The following is a 17,250-nucleotide window of genomic DNA, read 5'->3' as shown; positions in this document are numbered from 1 at the left end:
GGTCGCGTTTCAACACTCTTGAAACCAGACGACATTCTTATTGAGCGGCGCCTCGGTGTATTCTCCTATGGACGACGTGACGGGTGATGAAACGGCCGGACGGCGGTTGAAGAGCGTGAGTAGAGCGTTTCGGATAATCGAGCACCTCCGGACCGAAGACGAGGCCACGCTCTCGGAGATCGCGGCGGCGTTCGACGTCCCGGTCAGCACGGCCCACATCTACATGGCGACGCTCGTCGCGAGCGGGTACGTGATAAAGGAGGACGGAAACTACCGCTGTAGCCTCCGGTTCCTCCGCACCGGCGGCGAACTGCGGGACCGGATGGCGCTGTTCAAAGCCGCGAAGAACGAGGTGGACAACCTCCAGCAGGAGCACGGAGAGATCGCGAACGTCGGCACCATGGAGAACGGGTACATGGTACAGCTTTACAAGTCGGAGAACCCGGACTCGATCGACGACAACGCCCCGCTCGGGACTCACCTCTACCTCCACCGGACGGCGACCGGGAAGTCGATGCTGGCACAGCTTCCGGAGGCCGACGTGGACCGGATCGTCGACCTGCGCGGCCTGCCACAGTCGACGGCGGCGACGATCAAAACGCGCGAGGAACTCAACAGGGAACTCGACCGAATCAGGGAACGGAAGTACGCGATAAACAACGGAGAGCACTTCCCGGGCGTCAGGGCCGTCGCCGTTCCGATCATGCTCGACACCGACTCGGTGGTGGGTGCGATCAGCATCAGCGGACCGCTGAGTCGGATGAGCGAGGAGCGAATCAACGAGGAACTCGCCCCGGCGCTCTTCGACAAGCGCAACATCATCGAACTGAAACTCGTTCAGCGGTGAACCGTCGAGCGCCTCCCTTTTCGAGCAAGTTGAACTGCCTCCAGCGCGCCCGATAGCCGTCGCCACGGAGGCCCGTCTCTCACGAACGACGCGTCGGAAAAGCGGTCTCCTGCGAAGGGCGACCGCTCCACAGGGAGCGCTGCTCCGTGGTTTCAAAATAGTCGAAATCGCGTGAGGCGAACGCCGAACACACGGCCCTGGCCTCGAATTCGCACGAACGACCAGTATAAAACAGGATCGCGAGCGAGCGCCTCGGAAAAATATTACACGCGTACTGGTGTAACGGAAGCGGTCCAAAAGTTCGAGTATTTTGAAACTAGCGCGGTCGACGGGAGGATTCGGCCGAACTGCCCGGAGACGGCCGTTCGAGCGTCGACGACTGGCGTGTCTGCCCCTCTTTATATAACAAAAAATCGTGTGATAAGGGCAGAGAAGGCGGGTGCGTGGAGCGTTCTTACAGCTATAACTCTGTCATGGAACTCCGGTACCGACTTTGAATATGTTGAAACGCGTGTGGACCGCCGAAATCGGGCTCCACGGAGGGCCTCGAACCTCAGTCGTCACCTCCGAGGCACAGGTATATGTCTCGTCGGCTCACATGCTCCCGTCAGGTTCTGAGCATGGACTCTTACCTCATCACAGGCGGTACGGGACTGGCGGGCAACTACGTCGTTCGCGAGCTGGTCGACCGGGGGTACGACGCCGATCAGATCGTCGTGTACGACCTGTACCCGAACGAAGCGGTGATCGAGGACGTTCGCGACGACCTCACGCTGATCCGGGGAGACGTCACCGACACGGAGCAGTTGACGGAGACGTTCGAGCGGTACGAACCCACCCGAGTCGTCCATCTCGCGGCCTACGTGGCCCACCGGGCCTGGGAGAACCCGACGGAGGCGATCAGGGTCAACTGCGTGGGCACCAACAACGTCTTCGACGCGGTTCGCGACTTCGACGTCTCCACCTGTGTGTTCGCGAGCACCGCGTCGGTGTACGGGACCGTCGACGACTACTACTGGATGGACGACCCGACCGTCCGCGAGAGCGACCCCGTCAAGGTCCGTAACCCGTACGCGGCCACCAAGTACGTCAACGAGGTCATGGGCCGGACGTACGACCGGAAGTTCGAGCCGAACTACGTCGGGGTCCGACTCGGCGGCGTCTGGGGACGCGGCCGGCGCGTCGGTGCGACCGGGGAACTGAACGAGTTCGTCAGGCAGGCCGGTCTCGGCCGCGACGTGACGGTGCCGGCGTACTGGACGCAGTGGGACGGCATCAACCTCTCCTACGGGAAGGACCTCGGACGGTGGTTCGTCGAACTCGCGGGCATGGGCCCCTTCGACCACCTCGTGTACAACCAGGGGAACCGGGAGGCGTACGAGTTCGACCGGATCGTGGAGACGCTCCGGGCGCTCTCGCCGGAGGTCACCATCGACTACCCGTCGCCGGAGGAGATGGACGACTGGGGCGACGCGCTGGCGAACCCGACACTCGACTGCGGACGGTGGTACGACGAACTGGGACTGACACAGGAGTGGAGCGTCGAGGAGGCGGTCCTCGACTTCGTGAACTACCACCGTCGGGCGGAGGGACTACCTGAAAGGCGTCTCCCGGGCTGAGCCGACGCTCGTATCGAGTCCCCGTCGCAACCGCCGCCGCCGGGTCGCTGACGGCCGTCTTTCGCCCGACGCGGCGGCCCCGTGGACGCGAGCGTTCGACGTTCGAGTAGTGAATAAAGTTAAATAGACGTAGCGTCTCGGTTCTGACGACGATGAGTAAGCAACGCGTATTGGTCACGGGACCGTACGGTGAGGCGGGGGAGGCGATCCTGAATCACCTCTACGGCAAGGACGAGTACGAGTTCACGTTCCTGAACCTGGAGGACCACCCGGAGTACGAGACTCACGTCGCCGACATCGCCGACTACGACGCGATCCGACCGGCGTTCGACGGCCAGGACGCGGTTATCCATCTGGCTGCGCAGTCCGACGCGGGTGCGGGGTTTCAGGAGGTGATCGAACCGAACGTCGTCGGGACGTACAACGTGCTCAGGGCGATGAGAGAGGCCGGCGTGGAAACGCTTGTCTTCGCGTCCTCCCAGCGTGTGATGGGTCTCTACGAGGAGGACCACGCCCCGGACCTCTACGAGGAGGACTATCCGAGCGAGTTCGACCCGTTCCGACTCTCCCACGAGACTCTCCCGAAACCCGACAGCTACTACGGCGCCTCGAAGATGTTCGGCGAACACATGTGCCGTGCTCACGCGCGCAGGGACGGCGCACCGGAGCACATCTACTCTCTCCGCATCTCCAGCGTCCGTACCCAACGATACGACCACCCGTACGGTGACGCGGAGCGCGGTGTCGACCGGAGCGACGAACACAAAGTCAAAGAGGGCGAGGTCTGGGACCAGTCACAGACCGGGTCGTGGGAACGCGGTAGCGAGGAGTACGAACGGATGGTAAAGCGCATGAAGGCGACGTGGACTTCCCAGCGTGATTTCGCTCATCTGCTCGAGTGCTGTCTGGCGGACGACTCCGTGACCTACGACACGTTCTACGCCGTCAGCGACAACGCCGCTCGGTGGTTCGACCTCGAACACGCGAAGGCGGTCCTCGGCTACGAACCGAGAGACGACGCCTCGGAGTGGGACAGCCCGCCGAACGTCACCAGTCCAGCAGAGTGACCGCCAACGACAGACACACAGTATGAGAGCAATCGTTCAGACAGGACGGAAATCCGTCGAAGTGCGCGAGGTCGAACGGCCCTCTCTGGGTCCGAACGACGTTCTAATCGATGTCGAACACGCGGGCGTCTGTGGCAGCGACGTTCACGCGTACCTGCAGATGGACGGCTTCGAGTGGATCCAGATTCCCCGGATCATGGGTCACGAGTACGCCGGTCACGTCGTCGAAACCGGCGAAAACGTCACCCGATTCCAACCCGGCGACGCCGCGGTTGAAGCCCCCATTCATCCGTGCGGCGAGTGCCACCAGTGTGAGGTCGGAGAGGTGAACGTGTGTCAGAACACCACTATCTCCGGGATGCACACCGACGGTGCGTACGCCGAGTACACGAGCGTTCACGAGGACCACCTGGTCAAGGTCCCCGAGGGGATTCCCACGAAGCACGCGGCACTGACAGAGCCGCTGAGCATCGCGGCCCGGTCGGTGTACGAGCGTTCGACGGTCACGCCAGGCGACTCGGTCGTCGTTCAGGGACCGGGGCCCATCGGCGTGTTGACGGCGGCGTTGCTCGACTCGATGGGGACCGACGTCGTCCTCTCGGGTATCGGGAAGGACACCGAGTACCGACTTCCGCTCGTCGAACGCCTCGGCATCGACACGGTCAACGCTCAGGACGACTCCCTTTCGGAACACGTCGACGCGCGAACCGACGGTATCGGCGTGGAGGCCGTCTTCGACACCACGGGACACAAAACGGGTATCGAAAGCTCCGTCGACCTGGTCAAGAAAGGCGGCGAGATCGTCGTCATCGGCTTGCCCGGTGACCCGAGCGAACTGTTCTTCTCGCCTATCGTCCGCGCGGAACTCGACATCCGGGCCGCGTACGGCGCGACGAAGGCGAACTTCAAACAGGCGCTCCGTATGCTCGAAATGGAGAACATCGACGCGGACACCATCATCGACACCCGGTACACGTCCGACGAACCCGCAGCGGTGTTCGAGGACTTCCTCGCGGGACGGACGTGTAAACCGATGTTCTCGTTCTGACTCCTCCGCCTCGTCGTCCTCACCCGTGGCACCGCTCGTCTCTCCATCCGTCGCTGTGACCCCCCGCATACGACCTCCCCGAATGCGTGGTCGCTCCTTCTCCCCGCGTCTGTCGATATCGGTAAGTTAACGTAGCACAGGCGTGTCCGCCGGTGTATGCACACCGTAAACCCGGATATCGAACGACCGGACCGTGAGGTAGTCGCCGCGTTCGAGGGCGTTCCGAGTTCCATCGCCTCGGACGTCACTGGAAACGTGCGTTTCGCGATGGACTCCGGCATCAAACCGGTCTACGAGGGCGCCGACCTCGCCGGGACGGCGGTGACGGTCAAGGCCGAACCGGGGGACAACCTCGTCATCCACAAGGCCATCACGATGGCCGAACCCGGCGACGTCCTCGTCATCGACGCGAACGGCTACGTCGAGACGGGCCACCTCGGCGAACTCATGTGCGCCTCCTGTAAGGCGAACGACCTCGCGGGCATCGTCATCGACGGCGCGATTCGGGACCGTCTCGACATCGCCGAGATGGAGTTTCCGGTGTACGCACGCGGCGTTCACCCGCAGGGCCCGCTGAAGCAGAACGCCGGGTCGATCAACGTCACCGTCACGTGTGGCAACGTCGCTGTCGACCCCGGAGACGTTCTGGTCGGCGACGACGAGGGCGTCACGGTCGTTCCGAGGGCGGAGGCCGAACGCGTCCTCGAAGCCGCGAAAGAGAAGATGACCGCCGAAAAGAACACGCGAGAACGGGTCGAAGACGGCGAGTACCTGTTCGAGATGAAGGGCTACGACAAACTCTACGAGGAACTCGACGTCGTCGGCCCCGAAGACTCCGTACAGTAGCGTCTCGCGGGACTGTCCTTCACTCTAGAGTACGACACCCCGTCGAGAGTGGAGACGGGCGAGAAGTACAGTGGGCGGCCCGTCGTCGAGATAGCCGACTGTCCAGACGCCTCGAAATCGGATCTCTCGCGGTAAGCGCAATGGCGATACGATTACATATCAGAAAAAATTTTATGTCGAAAGTAATACTGCTATCCAGTATAAATTCTCAAATAATTCACTAATCAACCACCATTTGGGATATTATTCTCATAAATAGGAAAAATATATGGATAATAGAATAGAATATGGGAAAATAAGTGGATTATTTAACAGAAATATTGTTGGACACAGCGTCTTCGATGGATAACGTATGCACACTGCATATTTCAGGGTCTATGGGCGAATTAAGAACGCTATCAGACGAACTGGACGACGTCCAGTCGATATCATGAAATACATCGAAACAAACCTTTTCGAGATATAGTAATATTATTTATATCATAGATTCGGTGTTACGTTCGACCGACGACACCGTCACTGTTCGGGACGACCTCGGCGATTCTGAGGTCCTGTGCGTCCGCGAGGACGACTCCCTCGGCGCTCATCCGCGAGAGGACGACGTTGGCCAGTCCGTTGAACACGCCTCGGACTCCGTCGCTCCGTTCCGGACCGGCGTCACGGATCGTGGACCGCACCGGTCGGGCCGCCGATGGTGGCCTCGAACCGTCCCTCGCCGTCGCTCTCCTCGTCGAGCGCGTCTAGTTCCCGACACCGCTGTGCGACGGCCCCTCGTTGCCGAGAACCACGTGACGGCCCCCATCGAGTGCCGTCACGACGTGGCTGAACGACGGCTCCGCATCGTCCAGCGTCGTCGGGGTCGTCTCGACGAGGCAGTCGTCCCCCGCGTACAGCGCAGCCTCCGTGTCGTCGCCGAGGTCCCCCGACTCTCGTTTCCGCGCGAGTGCACCCGAAACGTCCACTCCTCTCTCGTCCACGACCGCACTGTTCGAGTCGGCGGGCGCCGTGACGGTGCGACCGTACGACTCGGCGAACGCTGCCACCGTCGAACCGACCGCTCCGGCTCAGACGACTGCGAGTTTCATCCGTCCGCACCGGCGACGTCGTGCGGTTCGATCAGTCGCAGGTCCTTGTCGTCGGCGATGTCGCGGATGACCTCCATCGTCCTCTCGACCTCGCCCATGGCGGTCGACACCTTCAGCCGGGCGCTGGAGACGTCCCGTGTCCCCTCCGGAGCGGACAGCGACAGTTCCGTTATCGAGGTGTTGGACTCCTCGCGGATTCGTGTCAGCGTGTCAGAGAGCCCCGTATCCACCAGATGTCCGGAGACGATGACCGTGATGGATTCGCTGTACCGTTCCGCGCCCGCCTGCACGACGTTGATGCCGGCCTCACGGAGGCCAGTCACGATGTCGTCGAACCGTTCCGGTGTCGCTTCCACGTCGATCTCGACGGGAATGTGACCGCGCGGCGTGACGCTTCCCCGCTCGTGGAAGATCGACAGCAGGTTCCCCCCGTTGTCCGCGACGGGTTCGAGTGCGCGCAGCAGTTCACCCGGTTCGTCGACCAGCTCCAGCCGGATCGTGTGTGCGTGTGCTCGTTCGGTGTTTTGACTCATTGTCCGGTGATTTCGTCCTACGCTTGAGTAGGTACTGGTTTGGTCACTCACCGCTCAGTTCGGCCGGTTTCGGCCCCAGCGAGCGACCCAGCGCGACGAGCGCCGGACGGTCGGACGACCCTTTCGGTCGGTCAGTACAGTTCCCCGCCGAGCGGAACCGACTCGTCGGGCGTCACCAGCACGGGCTTGCCGTCGTCGCCGGGGACCCCGACGGTCAGCGCCTCCGACTCGAAGCCGGCGATGTTGACGACGCCGAGGTCGACCGCACAGAGCACCTGCCGGCCCACGACCTCCTCGACCGTGTGGTGGTAGCCGAGCTGGGCGGCCGACTGGACCGTTCGCGCCCCCAAGTCGACTTCGAGTTTGAACAGTTCGGGCTTGCGCGCCTCGGGGAACGGCTCCGCCGACAGGACTTCGCCGACGACGATGGTGGCGTCGAACGGACTGGTCATGTCCTCTCCTCCCACCCCCGCCGCATAAATCCGGAGTAAGATACTCAACCGTGCCCCACGCACACACTCACCATGACAGACAGCCGACGCTACGAGTTCGAGGGGAAGACGCCGACCATCGCCGACTCGGCGAACGTCGCTCAGGACGCGACGCTCGTCGGCGACGTCCGCATCGGGCCCGATTCGAGCATCTGGCCCGGGGTCGTTCTTCGCGGGGACATCGGACCGGTCATCGTCGGCGGCCAGTCGCACGTCGGCGATAACGCCGTCCTCCACGCCGCCCGACTCGGTGACCGCGTGATGGTCGGCCACGGCGCCGTGTTGAACGAGACGACCGTCGGCGACGGGTCGATGGTCGGCTTCAACTCCACCGTCTCGGACACCCGCATCGGCGAGGGGAGCATCGTCGCCGTCGGGACCGTCATCCCCGAAGGACTCGACGTCCCCGCGGAGTCGTTCGCGCGCGGCGCGCCCGCGACGGTGACGCCGCTCTCGGAGACGACGTTCGACGTCGAAGAAGCGTTCGAGGCGTACTCCTCGGGCGACTACTCCGACCTCGCGAACCGACACACGGACCTGTTCGAGTGAGCGACCGAGACGCGGGACGACGGGCGGCCGCTTCTGCTCTCGGGTAGTTCAGCGGTCGGGACGGACCGGTTTGCCGTCCTCCGTCGGCGGGGCGATGGAGTCGATGTACGCCTCCACGGAGGGCGACCGCACCGTCACCTGCACCTCGATGTCGCCGAGTTCGTCGGGGTTCCCCACCGAGAAGTTGACGACGCCCTTGAACGCGGCCTGCTTCTTCAGCGCGAACGAAAAGCCCTCGTCGTCGGCGCGTCGGAAGAACTCCCGCCGCGCCGAGTCGAGAATCTCCTGTTCGTGGAGGCGCTCGGAGAACCGTTCCAGCGAGTGCGTCTCGGCGACGACCTGGCCGGGTTCGTGCGTGACGTCGGCGTTCGGGAAGAGGTTCGCGACGGCGTCGGCGACGCGGTCTTTGATCTCCGTGTCCCGGACCGGGGCGACGATTCGGGCGTCGATGCTGTACACGTCGGTCATCGGCTCCCCTCCGTCTCGGTCTCGGGGGCCGGCACGTCGAGGACGCGTCGGACTCTCTCCCGAAAGGCCTCCAGCGAGTCGGTGTTGTTGATGACGACGTCGGCGCGCTCCATCGCCTCGTCCATCCCGAACTCGAGTTCGCGCTGCTCGCGTTCGAGCAGCGCGTCGCGGTCCTGGTCGGTCAGGTCGCGGCCGCGTTCTGCCAGTCGCTCGGCGCGCACCTCGAACGGCGCTTCGACGCTCACGAGCGTGAAGTCGTCGCCGAACGCCTCCTCGAACGCGTCCACCTCGATTCCGGATCGGAGGCCGTCGACGACGACCGCCTCGTTCGTTTCGAGGTACTCTCGGACCATCGGGAGCGACCGCTCGGCGATGGCCGCGGGGCCGTTCTCCTCGCGGAGCGCGCGGGCGACGGTCCCGTGTTCCTCGGGCGGCAGCCCCCGCGTTTCGGTCTCGGCGCGGACGACGTCACCCATGGTCACCACGGGGATGCCCGCCCGCTCCGCGACGGCCGCAGCCTCGCCTTTCCCACTGCCGGGGAGGCCGACGGTCCCGATGACTCTCATGTGGCCCCGTATTCACCCACGTCATTTCACTCCGTCGGGTCGTCGCCGCCGCTCCGGTGGGTCGCTTTCGCCCCGGAGTCTCCGTCTTTCTCCTCTGAACCACCCGCCTCTCACGCCCGGGCGGCACGCACCGGTCGCGTCGAGCGTTGTTTTTATCGACTGGCCGCGTACCTCCGGGTATGTCCCAACGGTCCCTCCTCGTCCGCGCGCTGTGGTTCGTCTTCGTCGGATGGTGGGCGACGCCCGCCGTCGTGAACATCGCGTGGCTGCTCAACGCGACTGTCGTTTTGCTCCCGCTCGGCATCAAACTCATCAACCTCGTCCCCACGGTGCTCACACTCCGCGAACCGCGGTCGGTCACCGACCCCGATACTTCCGGCAGCGGGCAGCGCTCGCTCCTCGTCCGGGCGGTGTACTTCATCGTGGTGGGCTGGTGGCTCTCGTGGCTCTGGGCCAACGTCGCTGCGTTCCTCGCGGTGACCATCGTCGGACTGCCGGTGGCGGTGTGGATGTTCAATCGGCTCCCGTACGTGACGTCGCTCTATCGGTTCGACGGGTAATCGATGTCGGTGTGACCGGACTTCATCCAACTCGTCTAACGAGTGAGTTCGTGTGTGGTTCCGAGGGGGAGCGACACATCGGCGAGAGACGACTCGGAGTCGCCAGGGCGGTGAAGCCACGGGTCTCCCCAGCCGATTCGCTTCCTCACTCGCTCTGCTCGTTCGTCGCTCATCCACTGAAGCGACTCCGTCGCTTCAAGCCTCCACTCGTTTCACTCGCGGAGACCTCGCGTACGGGTCGCGGCCGGAACCGCGACCGTCGCGCCACCGCAAACCGAGCCAAATCAGTATCCCTTTTGTATCGCCGTCGTTTTCTATCGGACGAGGGCACGTAGCTCAGCCTGGATTAGAGCGTCGGACTTCTATCCCCGTCGGTGTTCCGTCGGGGGAAGACATCCGATGGTCGTGGGTTCAAATCCCATCGTGCTCGCTTCTGCGGGAGTCCCCCCGTGTTCGCTACGGACCGTGAACTCCGTCTCGCTCGCTTCGACTCGCCTACTCGCTCGTCCTGCCGGTCACCCAGATGTCGTACCGGGTGAACTCGAACTCGCTGTCGATTTCGACGTCGAACTCCCACGTCTCGTCCGGTCCGAGACTGTCGATGGCTTCCTGGCTGTCGACCTGGAAGCGGTCGAGCGTCTCCTCTCTCTCGTTCTTCGGGGCCAGGTGGACCTCGACGTACGTGAACGCGCGTTCGCTGACGTTCTCGACCGTCCCCCTGACGCCTTCGACGTCGCCTTCCTGGTAGTACTCGTGTTCGACGATCTGCAGGGCGTCCTCGGACTCGTCGGTGACCGTCCCCTCGACGCCGGCGCTCGTCCCGGTTGCGGTCCCCGCGTCCGTCGCCGTGTCGGTCCCGGTCGGTTCGGCGGTCTCGGGGGCTTCGCTCTCCGTAATCGCGTCGTTCGCCGTCGCCGTCCCCGTCGTGTCAATCGCGTCCGTCCCCGAGTCACCTCCCGCCGACCCGGCCGACCCGGTGTCGTTCGACTCTCCGGTACAGCCTGCGACACCCAGTCCGAGCGCCGTCGCGCCGGTCAGCTTCAACAGCCGTCGTCTGCTCGATTCCATGGTTCGTACCTACGGCTTGGTGGCCGGTCGTGTTCTCCCCTGTGCATGCATTTGCAACGCGCTCGGTCCTCGGTCCGACGACCCGGTTGGTTCGCATGGCCGTCGCTCAGCGTCGAAAAAACGGAGAAGGTCGGTGTCGGTCGGGAGGCGGTGCAGTGCAGTCGGTCTGGCGGTGGAGCGGTGTGAATTCCTAGACTGGACTTCACACCTCGCGGGTCGCGTACGCTCACGGGGAGTGGGACTCCCCGTTCGCTTCGAGGCTTCCCTTCGGTCAGCCTCGCTCGCTCCCCGCTCGGAAACGAGGTTTCTACGGAACCTCGCTTACATCGCGCCGCCCATACCGCCCATGCCGCCCATGCCGCCGCCCATACCGCCCATGCCGCCGCCCGGCGGCATGTCCTCGTCGTCGCCGTCGTCGCTGCCGCCGCCCTTGAGGTCGCCCGCAGCGATGACGTCGTCGATGCGGAGGATCATGACCGCGGCCTCGGTGGCGCTCTCGATGGCCTGCGTCTTCACGCGGAGCGGCTCGACGACGCCCTCTTCCTCCATGTCGATGACCTCGCCGGAGTAGGCGTCGAGGCCGGCCGCGAACTGGCCCGAATCGTGCTTCTGGCGCAGGTCCACGAGCGAGTCGATGGGGTCGAGCCCGGCGTTCTCGGCGAGCGTGCGCGGGACGACGTCGAGCGCGTCGGCGAACGCCTCGATGGCGAGCTGCTCGCGCCCACCGACGGAGCCGGCGAAGTCACGAAGCTGCAGGGAGAGCTCCGTCTCGGGGGCGCCGCCGCCGGGCAGCACCTTCCCGTCTTCGAGCGTGGTGCGGACGACGCCGAGCGCGTCCTCGACGGCGCGCTCGACTTCGTCGACGACGTGCTCGGTGCCGCCGCGGAGGACCAGCGTGACGCTCTTGGCGTCCTCGACGTCCTCGACGAAGAGGCGCTCGTCGCCGCCGATGTCCTTCTGGGCGACGGAGCCGGCGAAGCCGATGTCGCCCTCGTCGAGGTCGTCGACGCTGCCGACGACCTTGCCGCCCGTCGAACGGGCGATGCGCTTGAGGTCGGAATCTTTCACGCGGCGGGCGGCGATGATGCCGGCCTTCGCGAGGTAGTGCTGGGCCATGTCGTCGATGCCGTCACCGACGAACACGACGTCGACGTCCTTGTCGACGAGTTTGTCGACCATCTCCTTCAGCTCCTTCTCCTCGCGGTCGAGGAACTGCTGAAGCTGGTCGGGGTCCGTGACGTTGACCTCGGCGTCGATCTCCGTCTCGCGGACTTCGAGGGCACCGTCGATGACCGCGACGTTGGCGTCCTCGACCATGTAGGGCATGTTCTCGTCGACGCGCTCCTTGTCGACGACGACGCCCTCGATGAGCTCCGAGTTGTCGATGGAGCCACCGACGACCTTCTCGACGCTGACGTTGTCCGTGTCGATGCTGTCCTCGTCCTGGACGGCGAGCACGGCGTCGACGACGAGTTCGGCGAGGAGGTCCTTCGCCGACTCGGCGCCCTTGCCCGTCATCGCCGTCGAGGCGATCTTCACGAGCGTCTCGCGGTCCTCGGCGGAGACGTCGATGGCGTTGTCTTCGAGGACCTCTTTGGCCTTCTCGGCGGCCTGTCGGAAGCCCTGCGCGATGGTGGTGGCGTGGACGTCCTGGTCGATGAGCTCCTCGGCCTGGTCGAGGAGTTCACCCGCGATGACCACTGCGGTGGTCGTGCCGTCGCCGACCTCGTCCTCCTGCGTTTCGGAGACCTCGACGATCATGTTCGCCGCGGGGTGGTCGATGTCCATCTCTTTGAGGATGGTGACGCCGTCGTTCGTGACGACGACCCCGCCCGAGGAGTCGACGAGCATCTTGTCCATCCCTTTCGGACCGAGCGTCGTGCGTACGGACTCGGCCACGGCCTTCCCGGCCGTGATGTTCATCGACTGCGCGTCCTTCCCCTGTGTGCGCTGGGAGTCTTCGCCGAGAATGATCATCGGCTGTCCCTGCTGCATACGCTGACTCATAGTACACCAGCGGATTGTTTGTGATTCTATATAAAAGCTTCGCTAGCGCTGCGGTCAAACCGCCACACGGGGACGGGGTGTATCACGTGAACTGCTAGCACGATTCGCTCCTTTTTATACATATTTCACGTCTCATCCGGGTGGATTCGCGTGCAGGCGGACCCGTGTCTCGCCCGAGAAGGGCTGGTCGTACTCGACGCCGGCACGACGGTACACTTCGCGGGGGATGCCGATGTCGGCGAGCCACAGGTCGCCCCTCGCCCCGACGAGCCCCGTCTTCGGGAGCGCGAGCGTCAGCACGACGTCGGCCGCGACCGCAACCCCCGGCGTCTCGCCCGTCGTCGCGTCGACGCCAGAGGGGACGTCGAGCGAGAGCACGGACGACGGCGCGCGGTTCGCCGTCTCGACGAGGTCCCGTCCCCGTCCCCGCGGCGCCCCACTGAGCCCGTAGCCGATGACGGCGTCGACGACGAGGCCGGCCTCGCTGAGACCCGTGCTCTCGACGCCCGTCGCTCCGAGGGTCGCGTCCGTCCCCTTCAGAACGTGATACTGCGTCGCCGCCGCGCCCGTCAGTTCGTCGCTCGGCCGGTCGAGCACCACCCGGACGTCCCACCCGTGGTTCGAGAGATGCCGCGCCGCGCAGAGTCCGCCGCCGCCGTTGCCCCCATCGCCCGCGAGGACGACCACCGTCTCGTCGGTGAGCGACCGGGCGAGTCCGGCGAGTGTCCGGCCGGCGTTCTCCATCATCTGCAGGAGTTCGGGACCCACGTCCCCGACGGCGATTCGGTCGATCTCCCGCATCTCGTCGGCGGTCACGGCCGGCACCGGCTGTCCGTCGTCCGTGGAAAACCGTGGCTGTCGGTCCGTCTCGTCTGTCATCGTGATTCCTCACCGTTCGGTGTCGCGTCCGGTGCAGGCAGAGACGGGCTCACCGCGCGCGGCGAGTCGAACATGGAGCGCCGTGTCGCGCTGTGCCTCAGGACTTGACGTCGAACCCGCGCGTGAGTTCGTTGTGTTTCCGTTCGAGGAACGAGTAGACGGCGCCGTGGGGCGCGCCGTCGAGGATCATCTTCGTCGCCCGGCGGACGGCCTCGACCTCCTCGGGCTGACCGATGACGCCGAGGGTGGAGCCGTAGATGACCACCTCGGCGCCGGTGAGTTCCTCCATCAGCTCTCTCGTCCGCCCGTTCTCGCCGATGAGCCGGCCCTTCTGGCGTTGGAGGTCGTTCTTGTTCCTGGTGTACTCCGCGAGGTCGATGAGTTCGAACATCCGCAGGTCGTCGTCGAGGAGCGACAGCGCCGCGTCGGGCTTGAACCCTCTGCCGACGGCGCGGACGATGTCGGGTGCCACCATCCCCGAGACGGGGTCGCCGACGGAGTCGACGGCGACGCTGCCGCTCTCGGAGTCGATGTCGAGGCGGACCTCCGCGCGACGCTCGATCTCGCGCATTGTCTCGCCTCCCTCACCGATGAGAACTCCGATGCGGTCCTGCGGCACCTTCACGTGCTGCATGTGCCGAAATATCCGACGGAGCGGTTTAAGCGTTCCTTCGTGGACTGCCCGCGTCATTCGACCTCACCCGTCGGAGCGCTCGACCGCTTCCGTCCCGTCTCGCTCCCACACGGAGAGCGGCCGGACCGACAACTGGTCGCGGAGCCACCGGTGGTCGTCTACCATCCCCGTCGCCGTGATGCGTCCCTCGGCAACCTCGTGGACGAACGTCCAGCGGGCCTCGACCCGTCGGCCGCTCGGTTCGACGCCCGCGAACGGGTTCCGGTGCGTCCCCGTCATCGCCGCGCGGACGACGACGCGGTCCCCCTCCGCGACCACGTCCCGGACGCTCACCCGGAGGTCGGGGAAGGCGTCCCGATAGGACTGGACGAACGCGGCGTACGCGTCACGCCCCTCGACGTCGTCGAGCGCCCTGCGGAAGACGTGCGAGCGGTCGACGAGTTCCCGTGCGACCTCGGACGGGCGACGGTGGTCGCCCCAGAGCCGCTCCGCGTGGGCGACGGCGAGTTCCCGCGCCTCCGCCGTTCCTCCCATGTCCGCGACGACCGGCGTCGCCATCGTCTCCGGCACCGGGGGGTCGTCGGTCACATCGCGCACCGACACCAGCCCGGTGTCGTCGACGGAGAGCCACGCCTCGGCGACGACCGGTCCTCCCTCGCTCTCGACGACCCGGGCGGTCTCGACGCCACGGAGCGAGACGACCTCGTTCGAAGGGTCGACGCCGAAGAGCCGGCCGACGTGCCGGCCGCGTGCGACCCACATCAGCGCCACCCGGTCGCCCTCGGCCACGTCGGCCTCGACGTGGAGTTCGAACCCCTCGAAGGCGTCCCTGATTCGCCCGACGTACGCCTCGTAGGCTGCCGGCCCCGTCCCTTCCCCGGAGTCGGGCGCGTGGAGTTCGAAGTCGTCGGCGAGATAGACGCTCGCGGCGGGACTCTCGGTGTTCCACAGCGCGTCGACGGTGCCACGAACGAGCCGTCGGTTCCGCTCCGCGTCGAGGAAGTCGGTCGCCGCCCGCCGCCCCTCGCGTTGCAGGTCGTCGATGAACGACGGCCGGCAGTCGAGCTTCGAGGCCGGCGTCAGCGTGGTGTCGAGACGGTCCTCGTCGAGTCCGACGCACCGGACGGCGACCTGCCGGTAGGGCTCCGAGAGCGCGCCCGACGCGACCCACTCGTTGACCCGTCTGATGAACGCCAACTCCTGGTTGACCGAGAGGTTCCCGCCGAGTTCGTTCCGACGGTCGCTGATGGCGTCGAGCGTGGTCGGGACGTCCTCGCGGCGCTGGGGGTTGATGCGGACCAGCCAGATCTCCTCGGGCTTTCGGTCCGTCGGGACGCCGGCCAGGAGGTCCCGGACGGGCGGGTTCTGCGAGAACAGCCCGTCCCAGTACTGTCGCTCCCGTCCGTCGTCCGCGACGGTCACCGCCCTGAACAGCGTCGGAATCGCCGTCGACGCCAGCACCGCGTCGACCGTCACGTCCCGCTCGGTGAACGTCCGGAACGTTCCCCGCCTGACGTCGACCGCACCGAGGTGGAGCGTCGGCGCCCCCTCGGGCAGCGTCGCGACGACGCGCGCCAACTCCTCGGGCGGGACCGCCCGTTCGAGCGCCCGTCGGAGGTACCACTCGGTCCACGTCGACACCCCCGAGTCGTAGGGTCCCGCGGTCGGCAGCGCGACGCCGCTGTCGCGTGCGTGCGTCCACCACACCCCCAGTCGGTTGGTCGCGGCGACCACCGGGTTCGTCGCCGCGATGTCGTCCCACACCTGCGCGAGCAGGGTCCGCGCCCGCTCCCGACCCGCCGCCTCGTCCGGTTCGCTCACCAGGCCGTACCACGCGAGAAACGCACAGATCCCCCCACCGGACGTCCCCGTCAGCGCGACAATCTCGTACGCCGGGTTCGGTTCGGCCAGTAGCCGGTCGAGCACACCTGCGGTGAACGCGGTGTGGCCCCCTCCCCCCTGGCAGGCGACGGCGACCCGCCTCCGACGCTCTTCACTCATCCCTGAATGAATCCGTTCGCGGGCGCATAGCCCTATCTACGCCCCGTCGGACAGTCTCGCCGGCTGGAAGAAGGCGTCGACGTTACGCGGACTCTCCGCCTGTCACGTACTCGTAGAGGTCGTCGGGGCTCGTCTCCAGCCCCTGTCGGGTGAAGAAGTTCGCCACGTTTCGACAGTCGCGTCTGAGGAACTCGTCGGCGTTGCGGTGGTGGACCGTCACGGCCTGGCCGAGGTCGATGACCACTAGCTCTCCGTCGTGGATGATGAGGTTGTACTCCGAGAGGTCGCCGTGGACCAGCCCCGCGTTGTAGAGTCGTCGCATGTACTCTCTCACCACTTCGTACGCGGTCTGGGGGTTCTCCACGTTCACCTCCGCGAGGCGGCGCGCGCGCTCTTCGACGAGTCCGACGAGTTCCATCACGAGGACGTTCCGCTCGACGGCGATGGGCTTCGGGACCCGTACGCCCGCGCTTCGGGCGCGTTCGAGGTTGGCGAACTCCTTGCGCGTCCACGCGAGGACGATCTTCGACTTGTCGTTCCCGATGCCCTCGAAGCGCGGGTCGCCGTCGAGGTAGTCGCGCATGTGCTGGAAGTCGGAGGCGTTGATGCGGTAGATCTTCACCGCGATGTCGCCGTCTTCCCCGAGCGCCTCGTAGACGTTCGCCTCCTTGCCGGTGGAGATCGGCCCGCCGAACGCCTCGACGTGGCCGTCCTGGACGAGTTTGTAGATGGCGGCGAAGGTGGCGTCGTCGAACACCGACTGCTCGACCTTGAACTGGTCGGCGTCCTTCAACCGTTTTCGAAACTCGTTGAACTCGCGATCCCGTTTGCGGGCGATACGGTCGGCCTCGGTGTCGGAGACGTCGATCTCCTCCCACTCGTCGCCGAAACCCTCCCCCTCGCCCTCCTCGGGTTCGATCAGGCCGAACTCCTCTGTCATCTGTCAGGGGGTACGAGGAGGAGCGTGAAAAGGGTGGGTATC

The 17,250-nt window shown here is 65.4% G+C and carries 19 protein-coding genes and 1 tRNA gene; 8 read left to right on the top strand and 12 right to left on the bottom strand.

The features are described from left to right. The first annotated feature begins 67 nt into the window (after positions 1 to 67). The 5 genes from C2R22_RS19665 (at position 68) to C2R22_RS19645 (ending at position 5,427) form a co-directional block, all read left to right on the top strand. Complete coding sequence (locus tag C2R22_RS19665; RefSeq protein ID WP_103427273.1) at positions 68 to 847, top strand: IclR family transcriptional regulator; 780 nt, start codon at positions 68 to 70, stop codon at positions 845 to 847. A 620-nt stretch (positions 848 to 1,467) separates the two neighbouring features. Continuing rightward, positions 1,468 to 2,466 (top strand): NAD-dependent epimerase/dehydratase family protein, encoded by a 999-nt coding sequence (locus tag C2R22_RS19660; protein ID WP_162562574.1) that lies wholly within the window; start codon positions 1,468 to 1,470, stop codon positions 2,464 to 2,466. Between the two features lie 152 nt (positions 2,467 to 2,618). Then, positions 2,619 to 3,533 (top strand): NAD-dependent epimerase/dehydratase family protein, encoded by a 915-nt coding sequence (locus tag C2R22_RS19655; RefSeq protein WP_103427271.1) that lies wholly within the window; start codon positions 2,619 to 2,621, stop codon positions 3,531 to 3,533. Positions 3,534 to 3,555: 22 nt separating this feature from the next. Then, positions 3,556 to 4,581 carry a zinc-dependent alcohol dehydrogenase gene (locus C2R22_RS19650; protein ID WP_103427270.1) on the top strand — a complete coding sequence of 342 codons (1,026 nt, stop codon included), beginning with the start codon at positions 3,556 to 3,558 and terminating at the stop codon, positions 4,579 to 4,581. Between the two features lie 156 nt (positions 4,582 to 4,737). Further along, on the top strand, positions 4,738 to 5,427 hold the full coding sequence (locus C2R22_RS19645) for a 4-carboxy-4-hydroxy-2-oxoadipate aldolase/oxaloacetate decarboxylase (RefSeq protein WP_103427269.1): 690 nt from the start codon (positions 4,738 to 4,740) through the stop codon (positions 5,425 to 5,427). Positions 5,428 to 5,921: 494 nt separating this feature from the next. On the opposite strand, the gene C2R22_RS27050 is transcribed toward C2R22_RS19645, so the two are convergent. The 4 genes from C2R22_RS27050 to C2R22_RS19625 form a co-directional block, all read right to left on the bottom strand. Continuing rightward, on the bottom strand, positions 5,922 to 6,104 hold the full coding sequence (locus C2R22_RS27050; protein ID WP_103427268.1) for a hypothetical protein: 183 nt from the start codon (positions 6,102 to 6,104) through the stop codon (positions 5,922 to 5,924). 63 nt (positions 6,105 to 6,167) lie between these two features. Then, positions 6,168 to 6,470 (bottom strand): hypothetical protein, encoded by a 303-nt coding sequence (locus tag C2R22_RS19635; RefSeq protein WP_103427267.1) that lies wholly within the window; start codon positions 6,468 to 6,470, stop codon positions 6,168 to 6,170. A gap of 38 nt (positions 6,471 to 6,508) precedes the next feature. Then, complete coding sequence (locus C2R22_RS19630; RefSeq protein ID WP_103427266.1) at positions 6,509 to 7,045, bottom strand: amino acid-binding protein; 537 nt, start codon at positions 7,043 to 7,045, stop codon at positions 6,509 to 6,511. Between the two features lie 131 nt (positions 7,046 to 7,176). Next, a complete protein-coding gene (locus C2R22_RS19625; protein WP_103427265.1) occupies positions 7,177 to 7,497 on the bottom strand; it encodes a tRNA-binding protein in 321 nt (106 codons plus the stop codon). 72 nt (positions 7,498 to 7,569) lie between these two features. Between C2R22_RS19625 and C2R22_RS19620 the strand changes: the two genes are divergently transcribed. Then, positions 7,570 to 8,085: a gamma carbonic anhydrase family protein gene (locus C2R22_RS19620; RefSeq protein WP_103427264.1), complete on the top strand. Its 516-nt coding sequence runs from the start codon at positions 7,570 to 7,572 to the stop codon at positions 8,083 to 8,085. A 48-nt stretch (positions 8,086 to 8,133) separates the two neighbouring features. Here the strand turns inward: C2R22_RS19620 and C2R22_RS19615 are convergent, their stop codons facing one another. Both C2R22_RS19615 and C2R22_RS19610 read right to left on the bottom strand, forming a co-directional pair. Further along, positions 8,134 to 8,553 (bottom strand): RNA-binding domain-containing protein, encoded by a 420-nt coding sequence (locus C2R22_RS19615; protein ID WP_103427263.1) that lies wholly within the window; start codon positions 8,551 to 8,553, stop codon positions 8,134 to 8,136. Next, positions 8,550 to 9,119 carry an AAA family ATPase gene (locus tag C2R22_RS19610; protein ID WP_103427262.1) on the bottom strand — a complete coding sequence of 190 codons (570 nt, stop codon included), beginning with the start codon at positions 9,117 to 9,119 and terminating at the stop codon, positions 8,550 to 8,552. Before C2R22_RS19610 ends, C2R22_RS19615 begins: the two co-directional genes overlap by 4 nt. A 179-nt stretch (positions 9,120 to 9,298) precedes the next feature. Here C2R22_RS19610 and C2R22_RS19605 point away from each other — a divergent pair, with 179 nt between their 5' ends. Beyond that, complete coding sequence (locus tag C2R22_RS19605) at positions 9,299 to 9,679, top strand: YccF domain-containing protein (RefSeq protein WP_103427261.1); 381 nt, start codon at positions 9,299 to 9,301, stop codon at positions 9,677 to 9,679. A 325-nt stretch (positions 9,680 to 10,004) separates the two neighbouring features. Further along, positions 10,005 to 10,109, top strand: a tRNA-Arg gene (locus C2R22_RS19600). A 65-nt stretch (positions 10,110 to 10,174) separates the two neighbouring features. Here C2R22_RS19600 and C2R22_RS19595 read toward each other — a convergent pair. The 6 genes from C2R22_RS19595 to rio1 form a co-directional block, all read right to left on the bottom strand. Continuing rightward, positions 10,175 to 10,747: an FxLYD domain-containing protein gene (locus C2R22_RS19595; protein WP_103427260.1), complete on the bottom strand. Its 573-nt coding sequence runs from the start codon at positions 10,745 to 10,747 to the stop codon at positions 10,175 to 10,177. A gap of 321 nt (positions 10,748 to 11,068) precedes the next feature. Then, positions 11,069 to 12,724 (bottom strand): thermosome subunit alpha, encoded by a 1,656-nt coding sequence (thsA, locus tag C2R22_RS19590; RefSeq protein WP_103427259.1) that lies wholly within the window; start codon positions 12,722 to 12,724, stop codon positions 11,069 to 11,071. Between the two features lie 162 nt (positions 12,725 to 12,886). Continuing rightward, on the bottom strand, positions 12,887 to 13,633 hold the full coding sequence (locus C2R22_RS19585) for an NAD(P)H-hydrate epimerase (RefSeq protein ID WP_216824759.1): 747 nt from the start codon (positions 13,631 to 13,633) through the stop codon (positions 12,887 to 12,889). 97 nt (positions 13,634 to 13,730) lie between these two features. Further along, positions 13,731 to 14,267 (bottom strand): KH domain-containing protein, encoded by a 537-nt coding sequence (locus C2R22_RS19580; protein ID WP_103427258.1) that lies wholly within the window; start codon positions 14,265 to 14,267, stop codon positions 13,731 to 13,733. 63 nt (positions 14,268 to 14,330) lie between these two features. After that, positions 14,331 to 16,268 (bottom strand): ester cyclase, encoded by a 1,938-nt coding sequence (locus tag C2R22_RS19575; RefSeq protein WP_103427257.1) that lies wholly within the window; start codon positions 16,266 to 16,268, stop codon positions 14,331 to 14,333. Positions 16,269 to 16,350: 82 nt separating this feature from the next. Further along, positions 16,351 to 17,208, bottom strand: a complete 858-nt coding sequence (rio1, locus tag C2R22_RS19570) for a serine/threonine-protein kinase Rio1 (RefSeq protein WP_103427256.1) — start codon at positions 17,206 to 17,208, stop codon at positions 16,351 to 16,353. Between the last annotated feature and the right edge of the window lie 42 nt (positions 17,209 to 17,250).

This window comes from Salinigranum rubrum, from assembly GCF_002906575.1.
GTDB classification, from domain to species: Archaea; Halobacteriota; Halobacteria; order Halobacteriales; family Haloferacaceae; genus Salinigranum; species Salinigranum rubrum.
Note: the sequence above shows the minus strand (reverse complement) of the source record. Positions and strands in the feature narration are given on the sequence as shown.

Coding starts and splice junctions, on each gene's coding strand:
- C2R22_RS19665 (WP_103427273.1), top strand. CDS start 68: ATGGACGACGTGACGGGTGATGAAACGGCCGGACGGCGGTTGAAGAGC.
- C2R22_RS19660 (WP_162562574.1), top strand. CDS start 1,468: ATGGACTCTTACCTCATCACAGGCGGTACGGGACTGGCGGGCAACTAC.
- C2R22_RS19655 (WP_103427271.1), top strand. CDS start 2,619: ATGAGTAAGCAACGCGTATTGGTCACGGGACCGTACGGTGAGGCGGGG.
- C2R22_RS19650 (WP_103427270.1), top strand. CDS start 3,556: ATGAGAGCAATCGTTCAGACAGGACGGAAATCCGTCGAAGTGCGCGAG.
- C2R22_RS19645 (WP_103427269.1), top strand. CDS start 4,738: ATGCACACCGTAAACCCGGATATCGAACGACCGGACCGTGAGGTAGTC.
- C2R22_RS19630 (WP_103427266.1), bottom strand. CDS start 7,045: ATGAGTCAAAACACCGAACGAGCACACGCACACACGATCCGGCTGGAG.
- C2R22_RS19625 (WP_103427265.1), bottom strand. CDS start 7,497: ATGACCAGTCCGTTCGACGCCACCATCGTCGTCGGCGAAGTCCTGTCG.
- C2R22_RS19620 (WP_103427264.1), top strand. CDS start 7,570: ATGACAGACAGCCGACGCTACGAGTTCGAGGGGAAGACGCCGACCATC.
- C2R22_RS19615 (WP_103427263.1), bottom strand. CDS start 8,553: ATGACCGACGTGTACAGCATCGACGCCCGAATCGTCGCCCCGGTCCGG.
- C2R22_RS19610 (WP_103427262.1), bottom strand. CDS start 9,119: ATGAGAGTCATCGGGACCGTCGGCCTCCCCGGCAGTGGGAAAGGCGAG.
- C2R22_RS19605 (WP_103427261.1), top strand. CDS start 9,299: ATGTCCCAACGGTCCCTCCTCGTCCGCGCGCTGTGGTTCGTCTTCGTC.
- C2R22_RS19595 (WP_103427260.1), bottom strand. CDS start 10,747: ATGGAATCGAGCAGACGACGGCTGTTGAAGCTGACCGGCGCGACGGCG.
- thsA (WP_103427259.1), bottom strand. CDS start 12,724: ATGATCATTCTCGGCGAAGACTCCCAGCGCACACAGGGGAAGGACGCG.
- C2R22_RS19585 (WP_216824759.1), bottom strand. CDS start 13,633: ATGACAGACGAGACGGACCGACAGCCACGGTTTTCCACGGACGACGGA.
- C2R22_RS19580 (WP_103427258.1), bottom strand. CDS start 14,267: ATGCAGCACGTGAAGGTGCCGCAGGACCGCATCGGAGTTCTCATCGGT.
- C2R22_RS19575 (WP_103427257.1), bottom strand. CDS start 16,268: ATGAGTGAAGAGCGTCGGAGGCGGGTCGCCGTCGCCTGCCAGGGGGGA.
- rio1 (WP_103427256.1), bottom strand. CDS start 17,208: ATGACAGAGGAGTTCGGCCTGATCGAACCCGAGGAGGGCGAGGGGGAG.